At 44.1% G+C, this 18,998-nt stretch carries 12 protein-coding genes and 4 tRNA genes; 2 read left to right on the top strand and 14 right to left on the bottom strand.

Features of this window, described 5'->3' with window-relative positions; all coding sequences use genetic code 11:
- Nucleotides 1-248 precede the first annotated feature (248 nt).
- The 13 genes from K9N75_RS04340 to mltB form a co-directional block, all read right to left on the bottom strand.
- Nucleotides 249-325: transfer RNA gene (locus K9N75_RS04340), tRNA-Arg, on the bottom strand.
- A gap of 191 nt (nt 326-516) precedes the next feature.
- Nucleotides 517-593: transfer RNA gene (locus K9N75_RS04335), tRNA-Arg, on the bottom strand.
- A gap of 54 nt (nt 594-647) precedes the next feature.
- A tRNA-Arg gene (locus tag K9N75_RS04330) sits at nt 648-724 on the bottom strand.
- Nucleotides 725-728: 4 nt separating this feature from the next.
- Nucleotides 729-821: transfer RNA gene (locus tag K9N75_RS04325), tRNA-Ser, on the bottom strand.
- Nucleotides 822-1,181: 360 nt separating this feature from the next.
- On the bottom strand, nt 1,182-1,367 hold the full coding sequence (gene csrA / locus K9N75_RS04320) for a carbon storage regulator CsrA (RefSeq protein ID WP_004091602.1): 186 nt from the start codon (nt 1,365-1,367) through the stop codon (nt 1,182-1,184).
- A 253-nt stretch (nt 1,368-1,620) separates the two neighbouring features.
- On the bottom strand, nt 1,621-4,248 hold the full coding sequence (gene alaS / locus K9N75_RS04315) for an alanine--tRNA ligase (RefSeq protein WP_008815155.1): 2,628 nt from the start codon (nt 4,246-4,248) through the stop codon (nt 1,621-1,623).
- Nucleotides 4,249-4,382: 134 nt separating this feature from the next.
- Complete coding sequence (recX, locus tag K9N75_RS04310; protein WP_208326289.1) at nt 4,383-4,799, bottom strand: recombination regulator RecX; 417 nt, start codon at nt 4,797-4,799, stop codon at nt 4,383-4,385.
- A 90-nt stretch (nt 4,800-4,889) separates the two neighbouring features.
- Nucleotides 4,890-5,942: a recombinase RecA gene (gene recA, locus K9N75_RS04305; RefSeq protein ID WP_004091607.1), complete on the bottom strand. Its 1,053-nt coding sequence runs from the start codon at nt 5,940-5,942 to the stop codon at nt 4,890-4,892.
- A 72-nt stretch (nt 5,943-6,014) separates the two neighbouring features.
- Nucleotides 6,015-6,503 (bottom strand): nicotinamide-nucleotide amidase, encoded by a 489-nt coding sequence (gene pncC / locus K9N75_RS04300; protein ID WP_008815153.1) that lies wholly within the window; start codon nt 6,501-6,503, stop codon nt 6,015-6,017.
- A gap of 189 nt (nt 6,504-6,692) precedes the next feature.
- The gene (locus K9N75_RS04295; RefSeq protein WP_224452273.1) at nt 6,693-9,803 is read right to left on the bottom strand and encodes an efflux RND transporter permease subunit; all 3,111 of its coding nucleotides are present in this window, start codon (nt 9,801-9,803) and stop codon (nt 6,693-6,695) included.
- A 66-nt stretch (nt 9,804-9,869) separates the two neighbouring features.
- Nucleotides 9,870-11,057, bottom strand: a complete 1,188-nt coding sequence (locus K9N75_RS04290; protein ID WP_061059172.1) for an efflux RND transporter periplasmic adaptor subunit — start codon at nt 11,055-11,057, stop codon at nt 9,870-9,872.
- A gap of 290 nt (nt 11,058-11,347) precedes the next feature.
- Nucleotides 11,348-12,109, bottom strand: coding sequence for an AraC family transcriptional regulator (locus tag K9N75_RS04285; protein ID WP_224452272.1), 762 nt, complete (start codon nt 12,107-12,109; stop codon nt 11,348-11,350).
- A gap of 273 nt (nt 12,110-12,382) precedes the next feature.
- Nucleotides 12,383-13,480, bottom strand: coding sequence for a lytic murein transglycosylase B (gene mltB / locus K9N75_RS04280; protein WP_008815149.1), 1,098 nt, complete (start codon nt 13,478-13,480; stop codon nt 12,383-12,385).
- A 533-nt stretch (nt 13,481-14,013) separates the two neighbouring features.
- On the opposite strand from mltB, the gene K9N75_RS04275 reads away from it, so the two are divergent.
- Nucleotides 14,014-14,631 (top strand): Fic/DOC family protein, encoded by a 618-nt coding sequence (locus K9N75_RS04275; protein ID WP_224452271.1) that lies wholly within the window; start codon nt 14,014-14,016, stop codon nt 14,629-14,631.
- On the opposite strand, the gene K9N75_RS04270 is transcribed toward K9N75_RS04275, so the two are convergent.
- On the bottom strand, nt 14,628-14,798 hold the full coding sequence (locus K9N75_RS04270; protein ID WP_162865967.1) for a hypothetical protein: 171 nt from the start codon (nt 14,796-14,798) through the stop codon (nt 14,628-14,630). The two genes, K9N75_RS04275 and K9N75_RS04270, sit on opposite strands and share 4 nt — an antisense overlap.
- A 539-nt stretch (nt 14,799-15,337) precedes the next feature.
- On the opposite strand from K9N75_RS04270, the gene K9N75_RS04265 reads away from it, so the two are divergent.
- Nucleotides 15,338-18,997: an AAA domain-containing protein gene (locus tag K9N75_RS04265; RefSeq protein ID WP_224452270.1), complete on the top strand. Its 3,660-nt coding sequence runs from the start codon at nt 15,338-15,340 to the stop codon at nt 18,995-18,997.
- Nucleotide 18,998: the final 1 nt, after the last annotated feature.

The following is an 18,998-nucleotide window of genomic DNA, read 5'->3' as shown; positions in this document are numbered from 1 at the left end:
GCAAAGCTATTACGTTGTCGCTCTGAGAGTTTCAAGGTGAATTAATTGAAAAGCCAACGAATATAAGGAAAAAACAGGAAGAAAAGGACATACAGAACAGATTTCGGATAAAAAAAAACCTCGTCAATGACGAGGTCTTAAGATGACATATCTGGGAGGTTATTCGGCGCAAGCGCCTCACTCTCTTAGTGTCATCAGTTTCTCTCACCGTCATGCAACAAAGCATAACCCGTCAAAGAAACCAAATATGGTGCACCCAGGAAGATTCGAACTTCCGACCGCTCGGTTCGTAGCCGAGTACTCTATCCAGCTGAGCTATGGGTGCATAGGATACTACTGATATCGTGACACTGAGAAATCATCGCATCACAACAAAATATGGTGCACCCAGGAAGATGACTCGACGCTAGCGTCTCGCCCTACGGGCCGTTGCTAAAGCAACGTTATCTTCCCTTGTGCTACCGACAACACCTAACCACCATGCAATCCTGCATTCGCGATAAGCATTGTGAAATATGGTGCACCCAGGAAGATTCGAACTTCCGACCGCTCGGTTCGTAGCCGAGTACTCTATCCAGCTGAGCTATGGGTGCACAGGATACTACTGATATCGTGACACTGAGAAATCACCGCATCACAACAAAATATGGTGCACCCAGGAAGATTCGAACTTCCGACCGCTCGGTTCGTAGCCGAGTACTCTATCCAGCTGAGCTATGGGTGCAAAATGGCGGTGAGGCGGGGATTCGAACCCCGGATGCAGCTTTTGACCGCATACTCCCTTAGCAGGGGAGCGCCTTCAGCCTCTCGGCCACCTCACCTTACGCATATCTTTCGATGCGTGCTGACTAACTTTGTTTAAGCTCATCGGCACTGCGTGGCGCACATATTACTTTCTGGGGTTTATAAGTCAAACATTTTTTCGAGACTCTGATTCGTTTGTGTAAAACACAGTCAAAAAGCACGATTTTAAGGCAAGCTGTTGATTTAATAATCACGAAATGGGTATGTAAAACCACAAAACCCAGTCATGGTATCGACAGAAAAAAGTAAACGTGAACGAATCTGGCAGTGGCAAAACAGAAAGAGGGAGAAAAAATATGAAGAGAGACAGAATTTACTGCGAAGAATAGTCGGGGTAGCGTTAGCGCCCCGTATAAACACGGGACGCTACACTAGGATTAGTAAGTCGTCTGTTGAGACTTTTCAGCCTGAATACGTTGGTAAATCTCTTCACGATGGACAGAAACCTCTTTCGGAGCATTCACCCCGATGCGAACTTGGTTTCCTTTAACACCTAATACAGTGACCGTTACCTCATCACCAATCATGAGGGTTTCACCCACTCGACGAGTCAAAATTAGCATTCTTTGCTCCTTGAAAGATTAATTAGAGTCGGGTCTCTCAGTTTCCCCGCCATTATCCATCATCTATTGTGAAAACGTAACCTATAACAAGTTCATAATGTGTAAGCAGATTAGGCTGAACCACACTGTATGTACAAGTTTAGTCCAAATGGTATACACCGTAGTAATTTTTATAACAAGCATGTTAACTAAAAAACAAAAAACGCCATACCTGACAATAAGATATGGCGTTTGTTTATCAAGCTATTCTAAATTACAGCTTATCGGCAACCCAAGCTTCGACGCCAGCCAGAGCCTGAGGTAATGCTGTAGCATCACTACCACCCGCCATCGCCATATCAGGACGTCCACCGCCCTTACCACCGACCTGCTGAGCAACCATACCGATCAGCTCGCCAGCTTTCACCTTATCGGTCAGATCCTTGGTCACACCTGCAACCAAGCTCACTTTACCTTCCGCAGTCGTCGCCAGAACCACCACGCCTGAGCCAAGCTGGTTCTTCAGGTCATCGACCATGGTACGCAGCATTTTGGCTTCAACGTTGTCCAGTTGGCTCACTAACAGCTTCACACCCTTAACATCAACGGCTTTGCTAGAAAGTGAAGCACTCTCCTGTGCAGCCTGCTGATCTTTAAGCTGCTGTAGCTCTTTTTCCAACTGACGTGTTTTATCCATCACTGCACGGATTTTTTCCGCGACGCTATGAGCATCGCTCTTCACTAACGATGCCGCTTCACGCAAAGCATCAGCATCCTGATGCATAACGGCAATCGCACCTTCGCCAGTGACGGCTTCGATACGACGCACGCCAGCCGCAGTACCCGCTTCAGACGTGATACGGAACAGGCCAATATCGCCGGTCTGACGCGCATGAGTACCGCCACAAAGCTCAGTTGAGAAATCACCCATACTCAGCACGCGAACGCTTTCATCGTATTTCTCACCGAACAACGCCATAGCCCCCTTCGCTTTCGCGTCTTCGAGATCCATGATGTTAGTTTCGATTGGCAAATTACGACGAATTTGCGCGTTGACGATATCTTCTACTTGACGAATTTGCTCAGGTTTCATCGCTTCAAAATGAGAGAAGTCGAAACGCAGGTTACGATCGCTCACCAGAGAGCCTTTTTGCGAGACATGATCGCCCAGTACCTGACGCAGCGCAGCGTGCAGCAAATGAGTCGCTGAGTGGTTCAAACGGATGCGACTACGACGAGCTTCATCGATAGTGGCCTCAACGCTATCTCCCACCTTCACAGAGCCCTGTGCAACTTTGCCCTGATGACCAATTGCTTGACCGTATTTTTGGGTGTCGGTCACAACAAAACTTACGCCCTGTGCAGTCAATTCGCCTTTATCGCCAACCTGACCGCCTGATTCTGCATAGAATGGCGTTTCGTTCAGAACAACTACGCCTTCTTCGCCTGCATTCAGAACGTCAACGGCCTGACCATCGCGGAACAGTGCGGTAACGCTCGAATGCTGCTGGTTATGATCGTAACCAGAGAACTTAGAGGCACCATCGACACGGATCATGCTGTTATAGTCAGCGCCAAAACCGCTAGACTCACGCGCACGACGACGTTGCTCTTCCATTGCACGCTCAAAGCCGATTTCATCCACTTTCAGATTACGCTCACGGCATACGTCAGCGGTCAAATCCAGAGGGAAACCATAGGTGTCATACAGACGGAAAGCCGTTTCTCCATCCAGCGTATCGCCGCTCAGTTTGGACAGTTCATCGTCCAACAGCGCCAAACCACGCTCCAGAGTACGAGCAAACTGCTCTTCCTCAGTTTTCAGAACCTGTTCAACCATTGACTGCTGGCGTTTCAACTCATCGGCGGCTGGCCCCATCACTTCGATTAGCGGTGCAACCAGCTTGTAGAAGAAGGTCTCTTTTGCACCCACCATATTACCGTGGCGCACAGCGCGGCGGATGATACGACGTAGCACATAACCGCGGCCTTCGTTAGAAGGCAGTACGCCGTCAGAAACCAAGAACGCGCAGGAGCGAATATGGTCGGCAATGACGCGCAACGATTTGCTAGACAGATCGGTAGCACCGGTCACTTTTGCCGTAGCGGCAATCAGCGTGCGGAACAAGTCGATATCATAGTTGGAATTAACGTGTTGCAGCACAGCAGCAATACGCTCCAATCCCATGCCGGTATCAACTGACGGCTTAGGCAGTGGCAACATTGTGCCATCTGACTGGCGGTTGAACTGCATGAAGACGATGTTCCAGATCTCAATGTAGCGATCGCCATCTTCTTCAGCGCTACCAGGAGGCCCACCCCAGATATGGTCACCGTGATCGTAGAAAATCTCAGTGCATGGACCACAAGGACCGGTATCCCCCATCTGCCAGAAGTTATCTGAAGCAAACGGTGCGCCTTTGTTATCACCGATACGAATAATACGTTCGCGTGGAACACCCACTTCGTCAGCCCAGATATTGAAGGCTTCGTCGTCGGTTTCGTAAACGGTCACCCACAGTTTTTCTTTCGGCAAATTGAACCAGTTTTCACCGGTCAGCAATTCCCATGCAAACTGAATTGCATCATGCTTGAAATAATCGCCGAAGCTGAAGTTACCCAGCATTTCGAAGAAAGTATGGTGACGCGCGGTATACCCGACGTTTTCCAAATCGTTATGTTTACCACCCGCACGAACACAACGTTGAGACGTTGTCGCGCGGCTGTAGCTGCGTTTATCGATGCCGAGGAATACATCCTTGAATTGATTCATACCTGCGTTAGTGAACAACAACGTTGGGTCGTTGTTCGGAACCAGAGAGCTACTCTCTACTATCTGGTGCCCTTTACTATGGTAGAAATCGAGAAACGCTTGACGGATCTCAGCGGTACTCTTGCTCATAATTGTCCCGGAGTCAGGCTAAAAGAACTGTAGTGAACAGACCCTCTCGCAATTGACTGCAAGTCGGTCGCACACAAACATAAAGTGGGAATAAGATAAATTTTCTTCACTGCGAAGTAAAATCCCGCGTGCATTCAATCCGACAAATTGGAGAAAACAGCGTAAATTTCTTCCTGAAAGAAGCCTCGGTACAATAAAAATCGCTGCACCTTTGCTTTTTCTTTCCATTCTTGGGGGAGAGTTTGACCAAACTTACGATGCGCAGTTTGTTTCGCCAATGCACACCAGTCGATATCTGACGACGCAAAAGCATCATGGATAAGCTCGCGAGCAATACCTTTCATTCCTAGCTCTTGCTGAATTCTTTGTACTCCGTACCCTTTTTGGCTACGCATCACAAGATAACGTTCAGCAAAACGGCGATCGTCCAGCCAATGATGTTCGTGGCAATAGGCGATAGCTTGTTCAACGTCTTCTTCAGAAACGTCTTGCGCCGCAAGTTTGCGGCGCAATTCAGTTTCGCTATGGTCACGTTGAGCAAGTAACCGCATCGCCCGATTCAGTGTTTCAGTCACTAATTCGTTCCTCGAAGCGGTTCTTTATGCCGTTGAGTGCGGCATATTCTCTCAAACAACACGTGATTATGCGTCGTCTTCCAGTAGCTCTTCATCAGCAGAAGGCTTGTGGTTAGCATTCTCTGCCGCTGCATGACTCAACAAAAGTTCACGCAGTTTAGTATCTAACTCGGCACGAATTGCAGGGTTTTCCTGCAGGTACTTCATGGAGTTTGATTTACCCTGACCAATCTTGTCACCGTTGTAGGCATACCAAGCACCGGATTTATCTACCAGCTTGTGTTTAACGCCCAGATCGATCAGCTCGCTTTCTTTAGAGATACCAGCACCGTAAAGGATCTGGAACTCAGCCTGACGGAATGGAGGTGCTACCTTGTTTTTTACCACTTTCACACGGGTTTCATTACCCACAACTTCATCGCCGTCTTTAATCGCGCCGATACGACGGATATCCAAACGAACAGAAGAGTAAAACTTCAGTGCATTACCACCAGTGGTAGTTTCTGGGTTACCGAACATCACACCGATCTTCATACGGATCTGGTTGATGAAAATCACCAAGCAGTTTGCATTCTTGATGTTAGCGGTCAGTTTACGCAGCGCCTGAGACATCAAACGCGCCTGCAAACCAACGTGAGAGTCGCCCATCTCGCCTTCGATTTCTGCTTTAGGCGTCAGCGCAGCTACGGAGTCAACGACGATGACATCAACCGCGCCAGAACGAACCAGAGCGTCACAAATTTCTAACGCTTGCTCACCGGTATCTGGCTGAGAGATCAGAAGATCGTCTACTTGAACCCCTAATTTGCCTGCGTAGATTGGGTCTAACGCATGCTCGGCATCGATAAACGCACAGGTTTTACCGGCAGCCTGAGCGCTAGCGATCACAGACAGAGTCAGCGTCGTTTTACCGGAGGATTCTGGCCCAAAGATTTCAACCACACGCCCCATCGGCAAACCGCCAATGCCCAGAGCAACGTCCAGACTCAGAGAACCTGTAGATACAGAATCAATATCCAACGTCTGGGTATCACCAAGACGCATAATAGAACCTTTACCAAACTGCTTTTCAATCTGGCCTAACGCAGCGGCTAGAGCCCTTTGTTTGTTCTCGTCCATCTGTTACTCCATGCATAGCGAACCTGAAATTGGTGTTGATTATACTGTATAGTCATACAGTATCAAGTGTGATTAAAGAAATTTTTCAATTAACACACGAAGAGCAAACTCTGCCGCCAGCTGACGTACTTGTAAACGTCCTCCGGGGAAATATTGGCGAATAGCATAAGCACGCCCGTCTTTAGCTGCAAAACCGAACCAAACGGTTCCCACAGGCTTAGCCACCGAACCACCGTCAGGGCCCGCAATTCCGCTGACAGAAACAGCAAAGTCGGCATGGGCCACTTTCAATGCCCCCTGCGCCATCTCATTCACCACGGCCTCACTGACCGCACCATAAAGCTGTAATGATTCATGAGTGACGCCCAGCATCTCGTGCTTAGCCTCATTACTGTAGGTGACGTAACCGCGCTCAAAATAGGAAGAACTGCCGCTGATATCCGTAATCGCTTTGGCGATTAATCCGCCGGTACAAGACTCGGCGCAGGTCAACGTAGCACCGATTCCCTTTAGGCGTTCCCCCAGCGTCACGCTCAATTCAAGTAACACATCGTCCGTCATGTATTATTCCTTTGTACGGTGAGAATCGGTTTTTGATGTTAGCACTTTCCTTCAAACAATGTGCTCAGATGTGCGGTGGGGAAAACTGAAAATGCGTAGAGGATTCCATTTATCAATAATAAGAAAATATTGCCTCCTCCATTAGAGGAGAAGGCAATTCATTGAAAAACCAGAAAAACGATGAGATCGCTAAGATCGTCTGGCAAACCGACGCTCTATGACCACAAAGAAGACCGGAACTAAGAAAATCGTTAGCGCAGTGGCTGAGATCATCCCGCCAATAACTCCGGTCCCCACAGCATTTTGTGCCGCTGAGCCCGCTCCCGTGCTTATCGCCATCGGTAAAACCCCAAGGATAAAGGCCAGTGACGTCATCAGTATTGGACGTAAGCGCATACGCACTGCTTCAAGCGTTGCCTCATGAACATTTTTGCCTTCCCTGTCGATAAGATCTTTGGCGAATTCAACGATCAAAATCGCGTTTTTCACCGATAAACCAATCGTTGTCAGTAAACCGACTTGGAAATAGACGTCGTTATTCATACTGCGTAGTGTGACGGCTAAAAGCGCGCCAATAATTCCCAGCGGCACCACCAGCATCACCGAGAACGGAATCGACCAGCTTTCATAAAGCGCGGCCAGACTCAGGAACACGACCACCAGTGAAATCGCATACAGCGCAGGCGCTTGATTTCCCGATAGTCTTTCCTGATAGGACATTCCAGTCCAATCATAGCCCACCCCGTTCGGCAGTTTTGCAGCTAGCGCCTCCATCATCGCCATGGCCTCACCGCTGCTTTTACCACGGGTCGCTTCGCCAAGAATCTCCATTGACGGCAAACCGTTATAGCGTTCCAATCGTGGAGAACCATATTCCCAATGAGCAGACGCAAAAGAGGAGAACGGTACCATCTGGCCAGACGCGCTGCGTACATACCAGCTATCGATATTTTCCGGCAGCATGCGATAAGGCGCCTGAGCCTGCACATAAACCTTCTTTACGCGCTCATTATCAATAAAGTCATTCACATAGGTGCCGCCAAAGGCCGATGACAGCGTTTGATTAATATCTGCCAACGAAACACCCTGCGCTAAAGCTTTTTCCTGATCAATAGTCACTTTAAATTGCGGCGTATCCTCCATACCGTTAGGACGAACACCGGTGAGCATTTCAGGGTGCTGCGCAGCCATGCCCAGCAGTTCATTACGAGCTTCAGTCAGTTTTTCATGCCCTAAATTGCCCTGATCGATCAGTTCAAAATCAAAACCGGTTGAAGTGCCAAGCCCAGAAATAGCCGGCAGATTAAAAGGAAATACCAGCGCATCCTTTATCTGACCAAAAGCCACAGCCGCACGGGCGAGAATTGCCGTCACCCGATTCTCTTCGCCTTGACGCTCACTCCAAGGCTTAAGGCTGACAAAAGCTAAACCGTTATTTTGCCCCTGACCACTGAAACCAAAGCCACTAACCGTAAACACCGACTCCACGTCTCGCTGCTCTTTCTTTAGGAAATAATCGGTCACCTGCGCCAGCACCTTATCAGTTCGCTGCTGAGTCGCCCCTGCGGGCAACTGCACCGATGTCAACGCAATACCTTGATCCTCTTCAGGAATAAATCCGGTCGGCAGTTGAATGAAGAGCACGCCCATCCCCACCACGACCAAGAGGTAAATCGCCATATAGCGGCCGGTTTTCACCAGCATATGGTCAACACTATCGGTGTAGTGATGGGTAAATTTATTGAACAGGCGGTTAAACCAGCCAAAGAACCCGCCTTTGTTGTGTGAGGTTCCAGGGGTAACCGGCTTAAGAATAGTGGCACACAGCGCCGGAGTTAAAATAATCGCCACAAGAATCGACAACACCATCGCCGAAACAATCGTGACAGAGAATTGACGGTAAATTGCACCGGTTGCACCACCGAAAAAGGCCATCGGAACAAACACGGCTGACAAAACCAAAGCAATACCCACGAGAGCACTTTGAATTTGATCCATCGATTTCTTGGTCGCTTCTTTGGCAGAGAGCCCCTCTTCTTCCAGCACACGCTCAACGTTTTCGACAACAACGATAGCGTCATCCACCAGCAGACCAATGGCCAACACCATTGCAAACATCGTCAAGGTATTGATCGAATAACCAAACACATCAAGAATGGCGAAAGTCCCGAGCAACACCACCGGCACCGCAATGGTAGGAATAAGCGTTGCGCGTAGATTTTGCAAAAACAGATACATCACTAAAAAGACTAAAACCACCGCTTCCAATAATGTTTTAACCACTTCATTGATGGAAATTTTCACGAAAGGCGTTGTATCGTAGGGATACACCACTTTCAGCCCCTGCGGGAAAAAAGGCTGCAGCTTCACTAATTCAGCCTTGATATTATTCGCCACATCCAGCGCATTCGCGCCGGTCGCAAGCTTAATCCCCAGCCCAGCCGCCGGTTTACCATTAAAGCGAGCCTGCGTGCTGTAGTTTTCACTCCCTAGCTCAACTTTTGCCACATCACGTAATAGCACCCGTGAGCCATCTGGCTGAACCTTAAGCAAAATCTTGCCAAATTCCTGCGGCGATTGAAGGCGAGTTTGCGCGATAATAGAGGCATTCAGCTCCTGTCCTGCAACCGCGGGCATCCCACCCAACTGCCCAGCGGCAATCTGATTGTTTTGTGCTTTGATTTGATCAATGACATCCAAGGGCGTTAGGTGAAAGTTATTCAGCTTATGTGGGTCGAGCCAAATACGCATCGCATACTGAGAACCAAACAGTTGCACGTCTCCGACCCCTTCAGTACGGCTGAGTGGGTCTTGAATATTAGAAGCAACATAGTCAGCGATATCAGACTGAGACATGGTGTTATCTTCAGAAATAAATCCGGCAACCATTAAAAAACTGCTGCTAGATTTTTCAACGCTAATCCCCTGCTGCTGAACTTCTTGAGGCAAAAGTGGCATTGCTAACTGAAGCTTGTTTTGCACCTGAACCTGAGCAATATCAGGGTCAGTTCCTGATTGGAAAGTCAGCGTCACCGACGCGCTACCAGAAGAGTCGCTCGTCGATGACATGTACATCAGATTATCAATCCCGTTCATATTCTGTTCGATAATCTGCGTCACCGAATTCTGCACGGTTTTAGCATCCGCGCCGGGATAGTTAGCCGAAATTACCACCGATGGCGGCGCAATAGTGGGGTATTGTGCAACGGGAAGATTCCAAATGGCGAGTGCCCCAGCCATCATCAAAATAATGGCAATGACCCAGGCGAAAATTGGCCTATCTATAAAAAACTTAGCCATGTGCTAACTGGCTCCTTATTAAAAACGGATGAGTGCAGTCGGAAGCGAAAAGCGTCTTCTCGTGATTTACTGATGGCTTTCGCCCCATGTATCAGACAAATGTGCTTCCTGAGCCACCACTTGCATACCCGGTCGGATCCGCTGCAAACCACTCACAATCACCCTATCGCCTGCGCTTAATCCTCCAGTCACCAACCAATGACTCCCGATAGCCTGTGCAGCATTCACAATTTTGTTTTCGACCCTATCGTCAACGCCCACCACCAGAACCGTCGCCTCTCCGCGCGCATTGCGAGTCAGACCCTGCTGAGGGACCAATAACGCATGCGGGCGGACGCCTTCATCCAAACGAGCGCGCACAAACATACCAGGCAAGAGATCACCATGGGGATTAGGGAATACGGCACGGAGAGTCAGAGACCCCGTACTTTCATCAACGGTGACATCTGAAAACTCAAGGGTTCCAGTAAGTGGATACGTTTTACCGTTGGCCAGAAGCAACGTGACGCTCGCTTTGCCATCCGTTTGTGCCAATGAGCCACTGGCCAACTCTTGTTTCAGGCGTAAGAAATCATTGCTGGACTGAGTGACGTCAACGTAAATAGGATCCAACTGTTGAATCACCGCTAACGCTTGGCTTTGATCCGGCGTAACAAGTGCCCCTTCGGTTACGCGAGAGCCACCGATACGTCCAGAAATGGGCGCAATCACCTTGGTGTAAGCCAAGTTAATACGAGCTAGTTCCAACGCAGCCTGAGCGGCGGTTACCGTCGCATTCGCTTGGCGCATATCAGCGACTGCACTATCCAACTGTTGCTGGCTGATATATTTTTTCGCCCACAGAGAACGGTCACGGTTAGCCGTTAACTGTGCAATATGTGCAGCGGCCTTTGCCTGCGCTAAATCGGCGGCGGCGCTATCATAGCTAGCGTGATAAGGCGCAGGATCGATCTGATACAACGACGCCCCTGCGGTAATATTGCTTCCTTCAACAAAATGGCGTTTAAGAATAATGCCGCCCACCTGTGGCCTGACCTCTGCCACACGGAATGCTTCCGTTCGACCGGGAAGTTCAGTGGTTATCTGTAACGGCGCGTCTTTCAGCGTCACCACCCCGACGGTGGGCCTTTCGGGCAATACAGCGGTCTTATTATCATCACGACAGCCAGCAAGCAGGAAACCCGCTGAAAGCGCCAAAATAAAAGCATAACGAGAGGTACAGATCGACCTGACAAATAGAGATTTGATAAACATCGCGAACGCTCAACTGGATGAATGTTGATAGGTACCAACAAAGATAAATACGTGAATAAAAAAACCACTCGTCTCATTGGATAAATTAAGAATTAATGAAAAGTTATTATAATTTAATCATGATGAAACAATGCAGGTAACAGACCTTAATATTTAGGTATTAGACATTATTGAAAAACATCCGGCGCGTTATTTACATTCAATATAAAAATAGAGAATCCCTTCGATAAACAAACATAGATTTACAATCAAAGGGATGAATAATTATCGTTAAAAATTAGCTTAAGTGACTAGCCTTGCATTTTAGAAGAATATTTTCTTATATAGTTTAATGGTGTAGTACCGTAGTATTTTTTGAACACAGAAATAAAATAAGACGCACTGCTATAGCCACACTGTGCCGATACCTGAGCGATACTCTGATGATAAATTGTCAATTGTTCAGCGGCAAAACGCATCCGACAATCTGTAATGATTTTGGTATAGCTTGTATTTTCCTCACGCAAACGTTTTTTTAAAACGCTAGCGCTCATACATAAAGAACTGGCAATCGAACCAAGCGCCCATCCTTTAGAAATATTGCTCTGAATTATGGTATACACCTGCGTTCTCACATCGTTCTGACTCACTTTAATCAGAAAAGGCAGGAAGCGACGATGAGCGAGAAAAACGGAAAGTACAGTGAAGAGCAGCGAGTTTTTCCGTACTCGGCTAATATCATCTAAGTCTTCTTGCTGTGACAGGCTCGCCGCTTCTGCAAAAATCTTAGGCGCACGACATGGCTCAACGAAATAATCAGGTGATCGCCTAGCCTCATGACAAACTTTAGTAATATCTCTTTTCAGGAAGGTGAGGTAATTATTTATCGTCTCTCGACTAATGTACACCACACATTGGTTATCAAAGTGATTAATTTCGAGTGAATTATTTTTACAGGAAAGTAAAATAAGGCTATTTCCCTTAACGTCAGTGATTTTTTCATTATTAATACTGATTTCGGTATTTTGTGTTGTCAGCACAACTGCGCAGCATTCTTGGCAGCGTAATTTCATAAATAAACTCCATCAAATGGATATTGTTTATGCTGATAATAAACAGATATATAAACTCAAATCGGTTTACTATCAATTGCGATGCTAGTAATGGTTGTCATTTTTTGGGGGCGCTATTATTTATATTTAAATAGCTAAAATCAACACTTCGCCGCCGAGAAAAGAAAAATCCTAATCTTTATTTAAAATAATGATAATAGAAATAAGTCTATTATTAAGAAGTACAAGCAAAGAAAGAAAGGTGTCTCTCCCCATAGGGAGAGACAATAAGGATCAGTTCTGGAATACACTACCTTGACGAGCAGCCTGTCCTACAGCCTCACCTAACTGCCACACAGCCATTGCATAATGAGTACTGTGGTTATAACGAGTGATCGTATAGAAATTCGGTAAACCATACCAATATTGGTAGCCCGTCCCCATATCAAGCCGCAACAGACTAGCCTGCTGATAGCCATCTAATGAACTCTGTGGGCTCAGCCCCGCTTCCGCCAATGCAGAAATCGTATAGTTGGTTTTGAAACCGTTCTCTAACGTTGGAGCTTGACCGTTTGCTGGGACTGCAACTTTTTTACCCGACTGCCAGCCATGCGCTTTGAAGTAATTTGCTACGCTGCCAATAGCGTCTTCCGGATCCCACAGATTAATGTGTCCATCACCATTGAAATCAACCGCATAGCTTTTAAATGAAGACGGCATAAACTGCCCATATCCCATTGCGCCCGCAAACGACCCTTTTAGACTAAGAGGATCATCGCCTTCTTCCCGCGCCATTAATAAAAAGGTTTCCAGCTCACCAGAGAAGTATTCAGCACGGCGTGGATAGGCAAACGACAGCGTCGCCAAAGCGTCAATAATACGGGTTTTTCCCATAACGCGGCCCCAGCGAGTTTCGACGCCAATGATACCCACAATGATTTCTGGTGGTACGCCATAAACTTGTTGGGCACGCTGTAACGCATTTTGGTATTGATTCCAGAATACTACGCCATTTTGCACGTTATCAGGCGTGATAAATTTACCGCGATAACGCAGCCATGCGCCGTTTGGCCCCGCAGGTGGGCGTGTGGTCGGTGCCTGACGATCCATTAGATTCAATACATAATCTAGACGCTTGGTCTGAGCCAATACGTCATGCAATTGCTGACGGTCAAAACCATGCTCGCTGACCATTTTGTCGACGAAACGATTCATTGCTGGATCGTAGGCAAAATCCCCCAGTTGCACCTGACCAGAGTGGGAAGGCTCGAGTAAAAATCCCCCCTTGGCAGTCGGTGGAGTGGTTTCAGTCACGTCGTTAGACGGTTTGGGTTTGCTACTACAAGCAGATAGCAAGACAACAATAGGCAGCAGCGCGGTTAAATAACGCATCGAATATCCATAGCAATGCAAGAAAAAGTGATCAATATGTTAGCGCGTTGTCTGGAGGGTGCAAACTGGAATCTCAGGTGTCTCCATATTAAACGTCCCCGTCTTTTCGCCGTATACATGTATAGCACTGCATATATACATGCCGTATTTGCGAAGCACTTCCAGATATTAGCTATGTCAGTTTGCAAGTCGCTACGTTAGTATAGCGGCATAAAAATCCGTTCCAAACGCAGCCGTTAACCGAACGGTTTCGTGGTGCTTAATCAGAACCTAAAAAACCACGACTATCTTTGAATTCAACATATTAGATATAGAAATTCTATGAGCGACATGACAAACCTAGACTCACATACTCCCATGATGCATTGGTGTGTTAATACTGATTATTAAAGATAATCACCCATGAGATTATAAAAACTACATTTTAACCTACAGTTTTGTAACTATCTGATTTTAAGAATATTGTTTGCTGTACTCATCCAGCGTTATAATCCCTCTGTTTTCCCATCCTTCTAATAACACAGGGCATCTCCATGAGCCGATACCATGTATCCAGCAGTGAAGGTCAGTATGAGAAAGACTCTGGCGAGCAAGTTTTGGCTAACAACCTGGGGATCGCTACTTCTGATGAGATGGATGAGGCTGAACTTGTCCTGTTAGAACAACTCTACCAGTCTGTTTTTGAAGAACAGTTCCCGGAAGGACAGCTCAGCGTAGCCCTGCTAAAAAGCTGGCACCGCCGTTGGTTAGGTAACATTTACGAGTGGGCTGGACAAGAAAGAGCGGTTAATATCAGCAAAGGCGGCTTTATGTTTGCCCCCTCAGCGCAGTTGCCAAAACTGCTGAACGAATTTGATAACAAGTATCTGGCTCAATACACACCGTGTAGCGGCATGGACGAAGAACAACTCATCACCGCTATCGCCATCACCCATGTCGAGCTGATACTTATCCATCCATTCAGAGAGGGAAACGGGCGCCTGTCGCGACTGCTAGCCGACGTGATGGCAGTTCAGGGAGGATACAAACCGCTGGATTATCAAAGCTGGGAGGAAAACAAAACCCAGTATATCTCGGCTATTCATGCAGGTGTATCAATGGACTATGAGCCGATGAAACACTGGGTCAGTGAAGCATTAAGAAAGATCTAAGCGAGGCGAAGATGCGCGAATTTCTTGCGTGCAGCTTCAAGTGAAGCTTCAACGCTAGCTGACGGCTGGCCGGTTTCGACGGCCGTTGATGTCGCCACAGAACGCATAATGTCCGAGCGAGAAGGTTTAGCATAAGTTGCATGCTCTTTTTTTCTGTTATTGCTCATTAAGCCTCCTCTACATCCAACGATGTTACGCATGAAGCTATGCGAAAGAGTATTATACCAAAACTTTTAAACGACGCCACCTCTACAACCTCAGACGAACAATGCCCTTATCAAACCAAACCTGCTTGATAAGCGGGGAATCGACAAAAAATTCGCAATCAATAAATTGACATAAAGCATCTCAAGGATGCGGAAAGGTTTGCTACTAAAGAAAGAAATAATTTCCTTTTAATTCATGATGTTGTTAGCTAAAGTGTTTTTATTAGCTTGAGGGTAGAATTCCTTAGGGCGGTAGCGTTCCTATAACAGAATTAACGTGATCTGATTCACAAGTTTACAAAATGACAGAAGGACACATCTATTCAAAATAACAGCGTATATTTTCAAGATAGTAAACATAATCATCACAACCCTTTTAATAAGTCATTAATAATTTCAAACTGTCATACTCTCAAGCTTTTGAAAACAAATAATATCTTTATAACCACTTCAAAACGACTATAGATATGAGCTAGCGAAACTAATCATCTGGAGCATAAATGGAAACTTATCTCACCGGAAACTTCCTCAATCAATATGAGGATATTAATACTCTAAATGAATATGATAGAGAAAATGGCAAACCATGCTTATTAGAGGCTGCGCAAAATGCCAAGCGAGTGCTAATAAAATTTTGGCCTAAAGATGAATCAAAAAACAACGATATAATTGAAGATTTGTGGCGATATGAAATAAGACAACTCCATAGGCTGAAAGGTTTGCCCGGTCTAGGAGACTATATATCTTCTATAGTTGACTCAGGAAAAGATGAAAGGGGATTTTACTTAGTATTGGATGCAGACTTCAGAGTTCCTCTGTCATATATATTTAAAGAAAAAAAGACACTAAGCTTAAATAAAGAATGGATCAGGAATAGTAGAAAAATTGAGAATAGAATCAAACTTTGGCATAATTTTATAAGAATTATTAAAGCCATCGAACTATTGCATTCCCAAGGTCTGCTTCATAGGCATCTGGATAAAGATTCTATACTAACTGATCCTAGATCACTTGACTTTGACTTCCAATTAACCGGCTTCGAATGGTCACTACGCGTCCACGCTGTTTCAGATAAACATAACGAATATACATCTAGAGATTTGAAGATTAATAAGCAGTATTCTTTTTTATCTGATTGGGCTGATTTAGGTTTTCTAATAGCCGAATTACTTAATATAAGCTCAGATAGATTAATAAATCTTCAAGTCACAATTAATGATTTAGTAGATGAAACCGATCTAATTCTTGATGAATTAATTTTAATTCGCGGATTGATTGGTGTTATGAAATTAGAAACCAACTTATCGAGGGAGGCCATAAATGGCTCTATAATAATAGAAAAAGCAAACACTATATTGAAGTCATTAGAATCTCTAATTTCAAAAGAAAATTCAACTAGGCATATTGAATTTCTTTTTTCGGCAAAAGCAAACTCGGAAGTAGCACCAGACAAAATAACATCTGTTTTTAATGCCATACAATATACCATAAATAAAGATCATGGAATCACAATTTCAGATAAAGATATTGATGAATGCTTAGACTTTATAACAAGGGATCTATCAGGGAAAATATACCTATCTATAAATAAAAATAGAAGTAATAAAGAAGAAATACTTCTTTACGGAGAAAAACTCACTTATGTACTAGAGAAAAAACGCAACGGTAAAACAGAGGACTCTGATTGGAACATTGCATTCTGCCATGCTGCTTATGTTGAGCCTCCAAGACAAATAAAATTCAAAGCTAAAAGAATAGCTTTAGAAAGAGACGTATTAAAATGTATTCAGTTTAAATCTAACAATCGTTCTCAAGGTATATATAACTCTTGGGATGATCTAATCCTTGAACTTGAACGAGATGATAATAATATTCTTCCCAATAGAGTTATTGTCGAAGGGTTTGCTATATATCACCTAACAGAAATAGCTTTCGCAAAATCAGAAATTTACCCTGTAACATTAATTAGTTATGATAAGGACAAAACAGAGTCAAAGTTTTTTACAGTAAGAATACAATGCAGACAAGATGATGACCATATATCGACATCATTAGGTATTAAACCACCTGCGATTCGATTACATGACAACTTAGAGAATGATAGAATTAATTCAATAAGCTGGATTCTTACAGAAAACAACAACTTCTATGATGGTGATAATGAAGTAACATTGGATTTTATAAAGACAGAAAGAAACCATGAAGGGGTTTACGAATATATATTCACAACAAATACACTAAACCCAGGTTTCAAAAAATGCTTCCTTATACCTTCATCAGTACAGGGAACTATTAAGCAATTAAGTAGAAGAGCATCATCTATAGATGAATTAAGTAACCACGCAGAACTAAGGAGTATGTTAGATGATCCTTACAATAACACTATTATATCTGAAATAAATAACAACCTTCATAGTTCTTTTTATTCACTGGATGAATCTAAAAAAGATGCATTTGAAAAAATAAATAAGACTTTGCCTATATTCTTAGTCCAAGGACCTCCTGGCGTTGGGAAAACTTATCTGATAACGACTCTTGTAAATCAAATATTCTCTAATGAAAGTGAGAGTCGAATAGTTCTAACGGCACAAAGTCATTCTACTGTCCAGCATTTATACCAAGAAGTGACTGCATCCTTAGATATAACGAACTCCAAACCATTAATTGTTAGTTGTATAAAAAAAGATTCGGATGATGATAGCGATGACATATCAATAAACCAATTAGACTTCCTTGCGCTAGAATATATTAAAAAATTTATTGATAGTGATATTTTTGATGAATGTACATCAACTATAAGTAAAAATTCAATTATATCAGCCAGTCGTAAATCATCCAAATCAGACAGATATTCTCTTATCAAACAGATATTGAAATCTGCAAATATGGTTTTTGCTACAACTAACTCCAGACAAGTAGAGGAACTAATTAGTGAGAAATCACAATTTGACTGGTCAATAATGGAAGAAACAGGAAAAGTCACAGGCGTAGAACTTCTTAGCCCGATGTTGCTTTCATATAGAAGACTGATGATAGGTGATCATAAGCAGTTACCCCCTTATGCAACAGAAAAAATGAGAGAGATCCTCACTGACATTAATAAATTGAAGAACGCAATAATTATTGCAACTGATATAAATAATCAACAAATAAAAGGTGATTGGATAAAAGAGCGTTTTACTGAAAATTTTATCTCAACAATTGATAACGAAACACTTGAAAAATTGAGTTCTAGTGCAGTCAGGCTTCATCTCTTATTTGAAAGTCTTGTGCTTGAAGAAAAAGCGAAATCACAAAAATATATAGATCGTTACGGTGATGATAGAAAGCATAGAAAAATTGCGAGCATGCTTAATTTCCAACATCGTATGCATCCAGATATCGCAAACTTGATCTCTAGCGTATTTTACGATAAAAAGCTTAAAACAGAACCTTCAAAAGAAAAATTCTATAGAGATGCAAATACTATTACCCCTTTTACATTTAAACCTAACTCACCATTACTTAACTCCCCGGCAATTATATGGATTGATACCCCCGATGTTCAACAAACTAAGAACAATTATGCTGCAGAATCTCTTCCTGTTTGGACAAATAACTTAGAAAAAAATACTCTTTTATCCGTTCTTGAACATTTGAGGGTGAATTCAAAAGCAGAAAAAACACCAAAACTAGCAATCATGTCACCTTATGCAAAGCAGGTAGATTTAATTAAGAGAAGTCTGGATAAAAAACTGCATAAAGAACCAAATTCGTTACAAATAGAGTATTTTCAAAAACCAGATGATCATTCTTCATTTTGTAGCACTGTTGATGGTTTTCAAGGGGCTGAGGCTGACATAGTTATTGTATCTATGGTTAGAAATAATCATCATTCTTATGTTAGAGCATCTCTAGGATTTCTCCTTGATAGTAGGCGCATGAATGTCCTACTAAGTAGAGCAAAATATAAGATGATAATTATTGGTTCATTCGAATTCCTTAAATATTGGTCTGATTTAATCGACAAAAAAGAAATTAAAAAAGGTGATTTAAGCAATCAATTTTTAGTCGATCTTGTCAATAAGCTCATCGAATATGAGCGTGAAGGATTGTTAAAGAAGATTGACTCTAGAGAATTCAAACACTTAAAACAAGATAAGAATAAAAAAAGGACTTAAT

Source organism: Hafnia paralvei (assembly GCF_020150375.1).
Classification (GTDB): domain Bacteria; phylum Pseudomonadota; class Gammaproteobacteria; order Enterobacterales; family Enterobacteriaceae; genus Hafnia; species Hafnia paralvei.
Note: the sequence above shows the minus strand (reverse complement) of the source record. Positions and strands in the feature narration are given on the sequence as shown.